Here is a 13,130-nt window from a genome sequence, read left to right on the forward strand (position 1 = left end):
GTCAGGCCACCTGCAGGGTCTCGATGGAAGTCGTGGTCGCACCGACGTAGCCGGCGGTGCCGGCGAGGACGCGGGCGTTGTCGATGATGCGGATGAGGGCGCTGGTCATGCGCAGATATTCGTAGCCGGATCCCGAGGAGCGCATCTTTCCCAACATCGCGGTCTCCATGAAGGAGTTGTCATTCGAGGACATGAGATCGATGAAGACCTCGCCGGGGATGTCGAGGACGAAGTCGGCGCCCTTGATCGCGCGGGCGACGACTTCGAGGACCTGGCCGCGGTAGCAGCGGATATGCACGGGACGACCGCCGATCGAGATCCCGATCGTTCCGTCGTAGGTCTCGATGAGGCGGGCGAACGATTCGTCGTTGCTCAGCCGGCGATCGAGCTCAGCATTCCATTCCCTGCTGCCGGGGCACAGCAGGCCCGACAGGCTCGCGGAACGATCGACAGCCTCGGCGCCGGTGAAGGCCAACTTCAGCACTGCCGTGACTCCGCGCTCATCGTTGAGGAAGACGGTGACCTCGGTGCGCACACGTGCGTCCCGTTCGTCCAGGACCGCTGTGACGACCGCAGCAGGGGTGACGGCCCCGGTGAGTTGCCCTTTCAGCTCGAGGTCCGCGGACACCAAGTCCGCCGAGACCAGGTCGGAGGAGTCGACGATCTCAGAGCTGAGCGCAGTCGCCACACCGTCGGCCAGGACCAATGCGGACCCCGGGTCGAGGGCGGGTGCGGCAGCGAGCAGTCGCTGTCCGGGGGCGAGGGGCGGTGTCATGGAGATTCCTTCCGAAGGGGCTTATGAGAAGATTGGTGGCAATGGACGAGCAAGTGGACAAGTCAGGCAGGCGGCGGGCTGCGCCACGATTCATCGACCGCGAAACGGTCATCGACGCGGCGCTCGAAGTGCTCGCAGCGAAGGGATTCCACGGGGCGTCGACGCGTGAGATCGCGAAGGCCGCCGGAACGTCGCTGTCGAATCTCTACAACTACTTCGGGTCGAAGAGCGAGATCCTCGAATTTGTATTGGTGGACACCGGCCGGACTCTTGCTGACATGCTCGAAGAAGCTGTGCGCGCGGTCGGAGAGTCTCCAGCGGGTCGACTTGAAGCAGCAGTTCGCGCGTACGTCGGTTTCATCATCGCTCGGCCTCATGCCTCGGTGGTGGGAATTACTGAGTTCCGTTACCTCGAGGGAGAGAACCGCGCTGACGTGGTGGCTCAGCGTGATCGTACTGAAGCCGTGTTTCGTGATGCCATCGCGGATGGTGCTGATGCCGGACTGTTCGACGTGCGAAATATCGGATCGGCGATGCGTGGTGCCGTCACACTCTGCAACTCGATGTCGACCTGGTACCGGCCCGACGGTGAACTTTCGCCCGCTGAACTGGCCGATATACAAGTCGATCTCGTGTTCGGCCTTGTGCGTGCCGCGCCCCGACCGGAGAGCACCGGTCGGTAGCGCAGAACGGACATCAGACTGACTGGCCACGATCGACTCTTTCCATAGTGCGCGCATCGGCGGCCCCAGTTGCAGGAGGGAACGAGAACCGGGCCGCATCCCAACCGGCCTCGAGTGAGGACCAGAAGAAGAACGAGACCTTGCGCTCGGTGAAGCGCCAGCCGGCTGCAGTGCGGACCATCGTGTCGTCATAGCGGCCGGCAGCCAGCTGCGATTCGCCCTCGACGACACAGGGCTGGAGCAGCCAGGTGGTGCCGGTGGCCGAGTCGCCGTTAAGGTCGACGGTCTCATTCGAGCTGAAGTGCCACCACGAGGTCACGGTCGTCGAGTTGAGCTTGGGGAAGAACTCGAGCATCTCCTCGCGACCGCGGGCTGTGGAGAGCCCGACGAACGCGCCGTCGGCGGTGAACGTGTCAGCCAGAGCGTCCCAGTGACCGTCATCGAGAGCCTGACAGTAGCGGGCGCGCAGCTGGCCGATCGCCTGGATGTCCTCAAGGCGGGCGATGCGTTCCTCGAGAGGAAGACTGAGCTCAGGCAACGGTGTTCTCCTTCTCGAGTGTTTCTCTCTTGGCGATATCACGAGTGGTCTCGTGCAGGTTGGCCTGGAAGCGCTCCTTGATCGAATAGACGGCGACGAAGGTGACAATTGCCATTGCGATGATGTAGACGGACACGCTTGCAGACGTTCCAGTCGCCTCGATGAGCGAGACCATGATCATGGGAGCGAGTCCTCCGGCGAAAACGCTGGCGATCTGATATCCGAGTGAGGCTCCGAAATAGCGGACGTCGGCGGGGAACATCTCGGCGAAGAGTGCTGCCTGCGGCCCGAACATCATTGCGTGAATAGTGAGACCAACGATGATCGCGACAGTGACAAGGAATGGGTTGCCGGTGTCGACCAGCCAGAAGAAGGGGAATGCCCAGAAAGCCATGAGCACTGTGCCGACGAGGAAGATCTTGCGCCTGCCATGGTTATCGGACCATTTTCCGAAGAATGGAATCGTGAAGATCTGAGTGGCCACGCCTAGGCAGACGACGAGGATCATTGTCTTCTGAGATAGTCCGACATTGGCGGTTCCGTAGGAGAGCATGCCGGAGATCATGATGTAGAAGGTGCCGTTGACTACGAAGAATGCGCCTGCTGCTTGGAGGATCTGAAGCCAGTATTTGCGCACCGCGTTCAGCAGGGAGACTTTGGGGAGGTCGGTGTTGGCGGTCTCGATTTCGGCCTTGGCCTGCATCGACTTGAAAACGGGAGTTTCTTCGATCTTTGTCTGAACGTAGATTCCGACTGCGACGAGGAGGATTCCTGAAAGGAAGGGGACGCGCCATCCCCATTCGATGAAGGCATTCTCGTCGACGAACAGGAGGATGCAGAGGAAGAACGCGTTGCCGATGATAATACCGGCGACGGCGCCGAGCTGGACTAGCGAGCCGTAGAATCCACGACGCTTGATGGGGGAGTGCTCGGTCAGCAGCAGAGTGGCTCCACCCCATTGGGCTCCGACGCCAAGGCCCTGGATGAGGCGGGCGGTGATGAGGAGCGCCGGGGCCCAGATGCCGATAGTGTCATAGCCTGGCAGTACGCCGATTGCTGCAGTGGCGATGCCCATAATGACCATAGAGGCAACGAGAGGGCCTTTGCGTCCGAACTTATCGCCAAGTGCTCCGGCGATGATGCCGCCGAGAGGGCGGGCAATGAAGCCGACGGCGAGGGTGCCGAACGAAGCGATCGTTCCCAATGCACCCTCGAGCGTGGGGAAGAAGATATGACCGAACACCAGTGCAGAAGCCGTCGAATAGATGAGGAAGTCAAACCATTCGAGGGCCGTCGCTATGACTGAGGCGCTCGCTAGCTTCGTCATCTTCTTGTCGTCGGGAATGTCGGTCTGACCGAGGCCCGCATTTGCATCATTCGCCGGAATTCCTGCGACTGAGTCCATGTCACTCTCCTTTGAGTAAGGAAGAACGTTCGTTCTTGTATAGTGAGTATGACAGATCACATTGAGGGCTGGCAATAGGTGATCCGAAAAGGATCGTTCCGGCCCGGAAGGACGAAGGAGTTGGCAATGACGCAAGATTCCGCGCAGTCCGGAGCTTCCCCGGACAGGTTCATCTCCACCGACCACAGTCTCTACTTCGAGGACATGGAGGTCGGCCAGATCTATCGGTCCTCGTCACGGACTCTCTCGGAGGCCGACCTGACGATGTTCTCGATGTTCTCCGGCGACTGGAATCAGGTGCACTCCGACGCCGAGTACATGGAAGCGAACGGCGGGAAGCGTCTCCTTCACGGAGTGCTGGGGATCGCGGTGATCACAGGGCTCATGGACAAGGCCGGCTGGTTCACCAGTTCCGCGATCGCGATGACAGGAATCGACGACTGGAAGTTCAGGTTGCCCCTCTGCATCGGCGACACCGTGACCATGGAGATGGAGATCCTCGGCAAGCGCTTGGTCTCGGCCGGGGACAAGGGGCACCTCGACCGGCAGTTCACCCTGTACAACCAGCACGGGGAGATCGCCCAGCAGGGACGCTGCGGCTTCCTCCTCAAACTTCGAGACGAAGCCGCAGCCACCACGCTGGACAGGTGAAGCGTGACTACCCCAGCTGCCCGGGGTTGAGGACGCGGGCGAGGAAGTCCTTCGTCCGCTGCTGCTGTGGATTGCCGATGACCTCTTTGGCCGGGCCTGCCTCGACGACGTATCCACCGTCCATGAAGATCACACGGTCGGCGACCTGCCTGGCGAACTCCATCTCGTGGGTGACGACGACCATCGTCATGCCCGCCTCGGCGAGGTTGCGCATGACCTGGAGGACATCGCCCACGGTCTCTGGGTCCAGTGCCGAGGTCGGCTCGTCGAAGAGCATGACGTCGGGATCCATGCTCAGGGCCCTCGCGATAGCCACACGCTGCTGCTGGCCGCCGGATAAGGACGAGGGCTTGGCATCGATCTTCTCCGACAGGCCCACCTTCGCCAGGTTCGCCTCGGCGACCTTGTCGGCCTCCGCCTTCGAGCGCCCCAGCACCTTGATCTGAGCGACAGTGAGATTCTCACGCACGGTGAGATGGCCGAAGAGATTGAACGACTGGAAGACCATGCCGATGCGGGTGCGGGCGGCATCGATGTCGAGATCGAGGTCCGTCATGTCCATGCCGTCGACGACAATGGACCCACCGGTGGGTGTCTCGAGTGTGTTGATGCAGCGCAGCATCGTCGACTTGCCGGAGCCCGAGGGCCCGACGACGCAGACGACCTCGCCCTTGTCGACCTCCAGATTGATGTCGGTGAGCACCTGGTTCGAGCCGAAGCTCTTCTTCAGGTTCTTGATCGAGATGATCGAAGTTGTGGCAGCTGTTGTGGTCATTACTTCACTCCTGGCTCGGCAGAACCGTATTTGCGTTCGAGGACCCGTGAGAGATAGGACAGCGGAATCGTGATGATGAGGTAGCAGACCGCGATGACGATGAAGGGGGTGAGGTTCGCAGAGTTGACGATCTCGGCGCGGCCCAGTGCGGCGAGCTCGCGCCCGTCGACCGAGGACCCGAGGATGTAGGCCAGCGAGGAGTCCTTGGTGAGCAGGATGAGCTCATTGGTCAGCGGCGGCAGGATGATGCGCATCGCCTGGGGCAGCACGATGGTGAACATTGCCCGCGATGAGGACATGCCCAAAGAACGTGCGGCCTCGACCTGTCCTTTCGGCACAGCCTGGATGCCCGCACGGATCGTCTCAGCCATATATGCAGAGGACACGAGGGCCAGCGCGATCATGATGATGACCAGCTGCGGAAGATTGAATCCCTGGAAGGCAACGGGGAGTCCGAATCCCATCACGAGGAAGACGACGAGGGCAGGCAGACCACGGAAGAACTCGATGTAGGCGAATGAGATCCACCTGTAGATGCCGACCGAGGACAGGCGCATGAGCGCGAGCACGATCGCGACGATCAGCCCGAGCACGAAGCCGAGGGCTGTGAAGATCACGGTGTTCTTCAGGGCCTTGGTGATGACTTCGGGGAACATGCTGACTGCGATGTCCACGCGACCGAAGGTGTCGATGAGAGTGGGCCAGTCGGCCACGGCGATGATGACGATGACGATGACGAGCAGAATCGCGTATTGGATTCCGCGGGAGATCTTGGCCTTCTTGCGCTTGCTCATCTTGGCTTTGGGGGCGGGGTGGCCCGGGCCGGTCGGGCCGCGGCTCCCCGTCGTTGGTGAAGTCGACATGGGTGAGGTCCTTCAACGGTGTCGGCGGAATCGTGTTCGCCTGTGTGCAGATGGGGCTGGTGAATGCGATTGGACGCACTCAGGTCAACGGGCGGCCGGCCGGAGCCCGAAGGCTGCGGCCGACCGCCCGGTCACCGATCATTCCTTGGGTGGCTCCTGGTTGAACCACTTCTTGTAGATCTTGTCGTACTCGCCGTTGTCCTTGAGTTCCTTGATGGTCTCGTCGACGGCCTTCTTCATCTCGGCATTGTCCTGCTTCATGCCGATGCCGTAGCTCTCACCTGTGTCGATGTCGAAGCCGACAGCGAAGCCGTCGTTGTTCGCGGCATAGTCGTAGAGAACTCCATTGTCATTGATGACCGCGTCGGCCTGGCCGTTCTTCAGTGCTTCGAGGGAGAGGGGGAGGTCCTCGTAGGTGATGACTTCGGCATCTTTGAAGTTCTCTGTCGCATAGTCGAGCCCGGTGGTCCCGGCCTGCGCACCGACCTTGAAGTCCTTGAGTGCGTCGGCATCCTTCGCGGTCTTGTCATCCTTGGTCAGGACAGCCTGGTTGGCGGCGAAGTACGGTTCTGAGAAGCCGATAGCTTCCTCACGTTCGGGCGTGATGGTCATCGCTGCGGCGGCAACGTCGCACTGATCCTGGTTGAAGGCTGCGCCGGTGGTGATGGTTTCGAACGGGGTGTTGACGATCTCCTGCTCGACTCCGAGCTTCTTCGCCACGGCATCGACGATGTCGACGTCGAAGCCGACGACCTCGCCGTCTTTCTCGAACTGGAACGGCTGGTAGGACAGGTGGGTGCAGGTTGTCAGCTTGCCCTCTTTGACGAGGGGGACGCCACCTTCGCCGGTCGCCGCTGGTTCCGATTCGCCTCCGCCGCCGCACGCGGACAGGGCGAGCATGGCGCCGACGGCCACTGTGGCCAGAGTCAAGCGTCGTTTCATGGTTCCTCCAGAGTGTCGGTGGCATCGATGCCACAAAGCAGGTGCTGCTCACACGGAAAGGCTGAGCAACGTCTGAAAGGAATCGTACAGTGTCATGAGTCACACTCATGACCAACCCACCATCGCCGAGGTGGTCGTTGCCAAATCGTAGTGTTGAAGTTCCGTTGGGGCCGGGAGATCGTGTCCCGAGCCTGGATCAGTCTTCGGCTCTGGCCAGGTCCGAATGGAGGTGGTGAGTCATGGCCTCGCCAACGGCGGTCATGGAGAAGTCGACCGCCAGCTGATTCTTCGTCAGCCGGTAGGTACGGGCAGTTGCCTGAACTGGCTTCGCCGAGGCGGTCACGAGGACCTGTGGTGACTGCAGTTCGAGGACGAGTCCGTCTTCGGCCGCAGTCAGAGTGCCCTCGGCCAGTTCGGTGTGCCCGGTCGGTTGGGCCAGGACGAATTCCACGCTCGAGGGAGTGGGGCTGCGCAGGAACCCGGTTTCCACGTGCATGGGTTGTCCCTCGGGTGACCAGGTGCGCTGCTGATAGACCAGGAAGGGTTTGCCGACGTCGCGGAAGACCAGTTCCTCGGTATAGCTGAAGGGGTCGATCGTGGGGTAGTGGCCCGATCCGGTGCCCCGCCAAGTGCCGATCAAGGGTTGCAGGTGCGGCGGAAGTGCCATGGTCGTCCTCCTGGGTGAGCCGGCTGTCCTCGTCTCGATCCTAGGGCATGTACCGGCGCTGGGGCCGGGCCCGAGGATCGAGACGCCGGACGTCTCAGCTCAGCTGAGCCTCCATGTCGAGGTCAGAGGTGTCCTTGGCCAGGAACAGGGCGATGAGCGTGAGGATCGCAGCCCCGATGATGTAGAGGCCGCAGTAGAAGATCGTTCCACCTTCGGCCTGCCACAGGGCCACCATGACGAACGGCGCCGGACCTGCACCGATGACGCTGGACATGTTGTAGGAGATCGCCGAGCCCGTATAGCGGACATTGGCTGGGAACAGCTCCGGCAGGTACGCGGCCATCGGCCCGAAGGTCAGCCCCATGAGGATGAAGCCGACGATCAGGGCGATGATGACGCCTGGGGTTCCGGCATTGAACAGCACATTGACGACGAGACCATAGGCGGCGATGAGAACCGTAACTCCCATGAGCATCTTTCGACGGCCCAGCTTCTCGGCCAGTGGTCCGGAGACCACGGTGAAGATGCCGAAGAACACGACGCCGATGATGAGGTAGGTGAGGAACTCACTCTTCGTGTACCCCAGCCCTGCGACGAACCCGGCGGGATCGAAGCTCGTGCCGGCCGCCTCGGCGGCGGTCTTCGCCTGATCCGTGGTCGCCGGTGAGGTGCCGTAGGTGAGGGTGAACGCGGTCATGAAGTAGAAGATCACGTAGGTCGCGAACATGATGAAGGTGCCGAGGATCAGCGGCTTCCAGCTCGTCTTGAAGACAGTGGCGAGCGGGGCCTTGGAGATCTGCTGCTTCTGGGAAACCAGCTGGAAGGCGGGAGTCTCCATCAGGGACATGCGAACGTAGAGGCCGACGGCGACGAGGAGCGCCGAGAGCAGGAACGGAATGCGCCAGCCCCAGGCGAGGAACGCCTCGGGGGAGGTCCACTTGTTGAGTCCGACGAAGAGCAGGTTGGCGATGATGAAGCCGACCGGGGCGCCCAGCTGTGGGAAGGTTCCCCAGATGGCGCGTTTGCCCTTCGGGGCGTTCTCGGTGGCCAGCAGTGCCGCACCTGACCATTCGCCGCCGAGGCCGACGCCTTGGCAGAAGCGCAGGAGGACGAGGAGCAGCGGGGCGAGTACGACCCAGCCCGGAGTGCTCGCAGTCGGGAGGAGGCCGATGAGGAAGGTGCCGATGCCCATGATGAGCAGGGAGGCGATGAGTGTCTTCTTGCGTCCGATGCGGTCGCCGAAGTGGCCGAAGATGATGGAGCCCAGGGGGCGGGCGACGAAGGCGACGCCGAAGATCGCGAACGAGCTCAGCAGCTGGGTCGTCGATGTCTGGTTGGGGAAGAAGAGGGCCGGGAACACCAGTGACGAGGCTGTCGCATAGGCGTAGAAGTCGAAGAATTCGATCGTGGTGCCGACCATCGAGGCGGTGAGAACCTTGCCTCGGGTGTTGTTCTTCCGAGTCGCCGCGATGACATCGGACTCGGACTCGGGTCCGGGCTGCATGTTCGGGGAGCCCGGCTGGGTATCGGTGGACATTTCTTTTGTGCTCCGCTGTTGTCGAGATACGAAGGCACGGGCGGATGGTGCTCGTGTCAGATGAAGGTCGCCGGACACGGGGGTGAACGACGACTGCTCGACACTACTCCTGTCTCATCAGGTGCGACCCGCAGGTTTCAGAAGCTGAGATTACTTGTATGTCCGAGTGATCTGCACAACTCGTTTGCCCGACCTGGGCAGGCCTCAGACCTCAGACCTCGACGGTCGAGCGGTTGGAGGCGTCACCTCGGCGCAGGGCGATGGCGATGATGAGGACGATGAGTCCGAGCAGGCACAGGCCCACGCCCACCCATGCCGGGGCGCGGTAGCCCAGGCCCGCGGTGATGACGATGCCGCCGAGCCAGGCGCCGAGGGCGTTGGCGAGGTTGAACGCGGCGTGGTTCATGGCCGCGGACAGGCTCGGGGCGTCGTGGGAGTCGCGCAGCAGGCGCATCTGCAGGGCCGTGGTGATCATGGAGCCGGCGATGCCGATGAGGAAGAGCGCGATGATCGCGATCGCGGCGATGTGGGTGAAGGCGCCGAAGGCGGCGAGCACGATCGCGGAGAGGATCATGCCGCCGATGCCCGAGCGTTCGATGGACTTGTCGACGAGGGGGCCGGCGATGAGGGAGCCGGCGGTCATACCCAGGCCGTAGACGGCCAGGACCCAGGGGATCGCGACCTGGGGAACCCCGGCGACATCGGTCATGGTCGGAGTGACGTAGGTGTAGACGGCGAACATGCCGCCGAAGCCGACAGACCCGGCGACGAGGGTGAGGATGATCTGCTGGCGGCCCAGGGCCTTCATCTCACCGCGAGCCGAGGGCACCCCGGCAAGCTTCACCTTCGGCACAGCGACGGCGACCATGATGACGGTGAGGACGCCGAGCGCTGCGACGAGTGCGTAGGCGCTGCGCCAGCCGAACATGTTGCCCAGTGCCGTGGCGATCGGCACGCCGACGATATTCGCGATCGTCAGGCCCAGCATGACGCGGGCCATGGCTCGGCCGCGACGGTGGGGTGCCACGAGCGAGGACGCGACGATGGCGCCGACGCCCAGGTAGGCGCCGTGGGGGAGACCGCTGAAGAAGCGGGCGATGTTGAACAGGGTCGCGTCGGGGGCGAGCATCGAGGCGAGATTGCCGAGGGCGAAGAGTCCCATGAGGCACAGCAGCAGGAGCTTGCGGTCCATGTGCGCGGCGATCGTGGTGATCAGCGGTGCGCCCACGACGACGCCGATGGCATAGAACGACACGGCATGGCCCGCCTGGGGCACGGTGATGCCGAGTTCGCGGGCGATGTGGGGCAGCAGACCCATCGTGGCGAACTCGGTCACACCGATGGCAAAAGCGCCGATCGCAAGCGCGAAGACGGCGAATTTGTAGACTCGGCGGGACACTGGGGCGTCGCTCATGAAGTCCCTTCGGGCGAAGTGAGTGGTGTGATCAGCTGCGGCTCGCGCGGTCGCAGACGCAACCGAGCGAATCACCGCAACCGAACAAGCCTATTGCCCAGCGCTGACCACCGATAGCCCCACGGACATAATGTGACCATCCGAACAGCGTCAGCTCACACGCTGAAGTTTCAGCCCTCGTCGTCCATCTCAGCCAGCGCCTGCGAAGCCACGGAGAACGCGGTGTTCGCACTCGGCACCGAGCAGTAGATGGCCGACTGGAGGAGGACTTCCTTGATCTCGTCACGGCTGAGACCGTTGCGCACCGCAGCCTTGACGTGCATCGCGAGCTCGGCCTCGTGGCCGCCGGCGATCATGGCCGTGAGCGTGATGGCTGATCGCATGCGCTTGTCCAGGCCTGGACGGGTCCAGATCTCACCCCACGCGTAGCGGGTGATGAGGTCCTGGAAGTCGGCGGTGAAGTCATCGACCTTCGCATTCGCGCGATCGACGTGGGCATCGGAGAGGACCTGACGGCGCACGGTCATTCCCGCCTCACGAACCTCGTCCCGGCTGGCTTCGCGGGGACCGGAGGCCGTCGGCAGTGTTGCCGAGGTGGCCCCTGCAGCGTCGGGATTCAGGAATTCGTGGAGCAGTCCCGCGGCGACGGCCGGTGCTTCGGCAGGCACGAGGTGGGCCGCACCCTCGATGACCTCGAGGAGGGCACCGGAGACGCCGTTGGCGATCTCTGCGAGCTTGGTCGGCGGAGTCGGCTGATCCTCGGACCCGGCCACAGCGAGCACCGGCAGGGTGATCTCGGCCAGGCGAGAGCGGACGTCGTAGGAGGCCAGAGCGTGGCAGAGCGCGGCGTAGGAGAAGCGGTCCGCGTCCTGCAGGGAATGCAGCAGAGCGGCCGAGGCCTCTGGTTCGCGATCCATGAAGCCCTCACCGAACCAGCGCTGGGCCGAACCGGTGACCTGCGTGGGCGTGCCCGAGGTGGCGACGACCTCAGCGCGTTCGAGCCAGCCGCGGGGTTCTCCGATCTTCGCGCCGGTGCAGAACACGGCGGCGCGGTCGAAGCGATCACCGTGGTCAAGGGCCAGCTGCAGTGCGATCGCACCACCGATCGAGTCACCGGCCACGCTGATGCTGGCGGCGCTCGCGTCAGCGGAACCGGCCACGTCGGGCAGGACCCGGTCGATGGTGGCCAGGACCGCCTCGGCGAGGTCGCTCATCGTCAGCTGCGGATACTCCGACGTCCCCGCAGAGACGTCGACCGGTGCCGAACGGCCGTGGCCCGGCAGGTCGATGCCGATGATCGTCGTCGCCGGGTCCACCTCGCCGAGGTGGGTGGCAGCGGACTGCCACAGTGCACCCACCGAGGTGCCCAGCGAGGGCAGGACGATGAGGACGCGCGGGTTCGCGGCGGCAGGTGCAGTTGGTGCTGCAAGGATTGTTGCGGTGAGTTCCACGTCAGGTCACTTTCTCGAGGCGAAGGGGAGGAGGCCCGGGGAGACGGGCTCGGGTCCGTTGATGGTGGCGATGATGGACTGTCGAATGTCCTCGGCGTCGCCGAGGTAGTTCTCGGGAGAGAAGAAGCCAGCCAGGTCAGGTGTCTCCTCGCCCTCGACCGGGTGCTTCTCCAGCGCTGCAGTGAGTGCCGCAACAGGGTCACCACCGGCAGTGATGATCTCCTGAACCTCGGCCTTCGACAGTCGGTCGCCGAAGGCGATGTTGAGGCGTTCGGCAAAGATGCCTGGGCTGGCTGCGTCCACGTTCTTCCGCATCGCCTCGGGGTTGACGCTCAGGCCCTCGACCATCGTCTGCAGCATGATGAGAGACGAGACCGCCAGGCCCATGAGCTCGGACAAGGCAGGCCATTCGGCGTGCCAGGCTCCGTCGGAGCGCTCCTCGATCGCCTCCGCGGCGGTCGAGGTCAATGTGGCCATGAGCCCGGGAGCGCGCATGCCGTTGCGGTGGAGCAGCACCGCCGAAGTGGGGTTGAGCTTCTGCGGCATCGCCGAGGACCCGCCGGTTGCGGCCAGGGCCAGTTCGCCGACCTCAGGGCGGGTGCCGATGAGCACATCGCGGGCGATCGAGGCCCCGACCGTCACGCATTGGGTGAGGTGGGAGGCCCAGTTGAGGACCCGGACGCGGTCGGTGTGCCAGGGCACGGGAATGCTGGTCAGCGCGGCATCGGGCCCGCGCAGCTGCACATGGAACTCACGGAGCAGCGTCTCGGTCTGAGTCCCGGCGAACTCGCGGATTGCGGCCCTGGTCCCGGCAGCTCCACCGACCTGAACGTAGTCTATGCGCGGGGTCAGGCTCTGGACCTCGTGAACTTCGGCGGCCCAGGACGCGATTTTGAGCCCGAAAGTCGTCGGCAGCGCGGGCTGAGTCAGGGTGCGGGCCAGGCACACAGTGTCGGCATGGGCCTCGGAGAGGCCGACGAGCAGCTCGGCGATGACGTCGAGGCGTGCATGAGTCTGACGGGCGACGCGGGCCATGAGCAGCCCGAGGGCCGAGTCCATGACGTCCTGACTGGTCAGGCCCTTGTGCAGGGCACGGGATGCATCCTCACCGAGTGGTGAACGCACGGCTTTGAGGAAGGGAATGACCGGGTTGCCGCCGGATTCGGCGTCAGCGGCCAACGTCTCCAGTTCGGCAGAGTCAGCCAAGAGCGACCTGGTGGTGGCTGCGATTGCCTCCACCGCCTCGGCGCGGGCGTCGGCGGAGATCAGCCCGGCATGAGCCTGAGCGTTGATCCATGCCGTCTCCACATCGCCGAGTGCGGACACGAGGGCGACATCGTCGATGGCCTCGGCGCCTCGCAGATCGCCCGGGGCGAACAGGAGGCGCGTATGGGCAACGGTGTCAGTCATTGTGTGTCCTCTCCAGCCG

The 13,130-nt window shown here is 63.6% G+C and carries 13 protein-coding genes; 2 read left to right on the forward strand and 11 right to left on the reverse strand.

The genetic code is table 11. The features are described from left to right. Position 1: 1 nt before the first annotated feature. Positions 2-775 (reverse strand): hypothetical protein, encoded by a 774-nt coding sequence (locus PGC08_RS04140; RefSeq protein WP_271709593.1) that lies wholly within the window; start codon positions 773-775, stop codon positions 2-4. 41 nt (positions 776-816) lie between these two features. On the opposite strand from PGC08_RS04140, the gene PGC08_RS04145 reads away from it, so the two are divergent. Beyond that, positions 817-1,458, forward strand: coding sequence for a TetR family transcriptional regulator (locus PGC08_RS04145; RefSeq protein ID WP_271709594.1), 642 nt, complete (start codon positions 817-819; stop codon positions 1,456-1,458). A 13-nt stretch (positions 1,459-1,471) separates the two neighbouring features. On the opposite strand, the gene PGC08_RS04150 is transcribed toward PGC08_RS04145, so the two are convergent. Then, positions 1,472-1,996: a nuclear transport factor 2 family protein gene (locus tag PGC08_RS04150; protein WP_271709595.1), complete on the reverse strand. Its 525-nt coding sequence runs from the start codon at positions 1,994-1,996 to the stop codon at positions 1,472-1,474. Next, positions 1,989-3,401 carry an MFS transporter gene (locus PGC08_RS04155; RefSeq protein ID WP_271709596.1) on the reverse strand — a complete coding sequence of 471 codons (1,413 nt, stop codon included), beginning with the start codon at positions 3,399-3,401 and terminating at the stop codon, positions 1,989-1,991. Before PGC08_RS04155 ends, PGC08_RS04150 begins: the two co-directional genes overlap by 8 nt. A 126-nt stretch (positions 3,402-3,527) precedes the next feature. Here PGC08_RS04155 and PGC08_RS04160 point away from each other — a divergent pair, with 126 nt between their 5' ends. Beyond that, on the forward strand, positions 3,528-4,052 hold the full coding sequence (locus PGC08_RS04160; protein WP_193084117.1) for a MaoC/PaaZ C-terminal domain-containing protein: 525 nt from the start codon (positions 3,528-3,530) through the stop codon (positions 4,050-4,052). Between the two features lie 7 nt (positions 4,053-4,059). Here PGC08_RS04160 and PGC08_RS04165 read toward each other — a convergent pair whose 3' ends face one another. From PGC08_RS04165 to PGC08_RS04205, 8 genes are all read right to left on the reverse strand, one after another. Beyond that, on the reverse strand, positions 4,060-4,827 hold the full coding sequence (locus tag PGC08_RS04165; RefSeq protein WP_226829589.1) for an amino acid ABC transporter ATP-binding protein: 768 nt from the start codon (positions 4,825-4,827) through the stop codon (positions 4,060-4,062). After that, entirely contained in the window at positions 4,827-5,621 is a 795-nt protein-coding gene (locus tag PGC08_RS04170; protein ID WP_193084151.1) for an amino acid ABC transporter permease, read from the reverse strand. Before PGC08_RS04170 ends, PGC08_RS04165 begins: the two co-directional genes overlap by 1 nt. A 207-nt stretch (positions 5,622-5,828) precedes the next feature. After that, positions 5,829-6,632, reverse strand: a complete 804-nt coding sequence (locus tag PGC08_RS04175) for a basic amino acid ABC transporter substrate-binding protein (RefSeq protein ID WP_271709597.1) — start codon at positions 6,630-6,632, stop codon at positions 5,829-5,831. A gap of 196 nt (positions 6,633-6,828) precedes the next feature. Next, complete coding sequence (locus PGC08_RS04180; RefSeq protein ID WP_096160330.1) at positions 6,829-7,299, reverse strand: FABP family protein; 471 nt, start codon at positions 7,297-7,299, stop codon at positions 6,829-6,831. 94 nt (positions 7,300-7,393) lie between these two features. Next, complete coding sequence (locus PGC08_RS04185; RefSeq protein ID WP_164743221.1) at positions 7,394-8,803, reverse strand: MFS transporter; 1,410 nt, start codon at positions 8,801-8,803, stop codon at positions 7,394-7,396. Positions 8,804-9,047: 244 nt separating this feature from the next. Then, positions 9,048-10,250 carry an MFS transporter gene (locus PGC08_RS04190; RefSeq protein ID WP_069599550.1) on the reverse strand — a complete coding sequence of 401 codons (1,203 nt, stop codon included), beginning with the start codon at positions 10,248-10,250 and terminating at the stop codon, positions 9,048-9,050. Positions 10,251-10,420: 170 nt separating this feature from the next. Beyond that, positions 10,421-11,701 carry a bifunctional 3-oxoadipate enol-lactonase/4-carboxymuconolactone decarboxylase PcaDC gene (gene pcaDC / locus PGC08_RS19530; protein ID WP_442868153.1) on the reverse strand — a complete coding sequence of 427 codons (1,281 nt, stop codon included), beginning with the start codon at positions 11,699-11,701 and terminating at the stop codon, positions 10,421-10,423. Positions 11,702-11,707: 6 nt separating this feature from the next. Beyond that, complete coding sequence (locus PGC08_RS04205) at positions 11,708-13,111, reverse strand: lyase family protein (RefSeq protein WP_271709598.1); 1,404 nt, start codon at positions 13,109-13,111, stop codon at positions 11,708-11,710. Positions 13,112-13,130: the final 19 nt, after the last annotated feature.

The sequence above is a fragment of the Brevibacterium sp. BDJS002 genome, from assembly GCF_028201555.1.
Taxonomy (GTDB): Bacteria; Actinomycetota; Actinomycetes; order Actinomycetales; family Brevibacteriaceae; genus Brevibacterium; species Brevibacterium aurantiacum.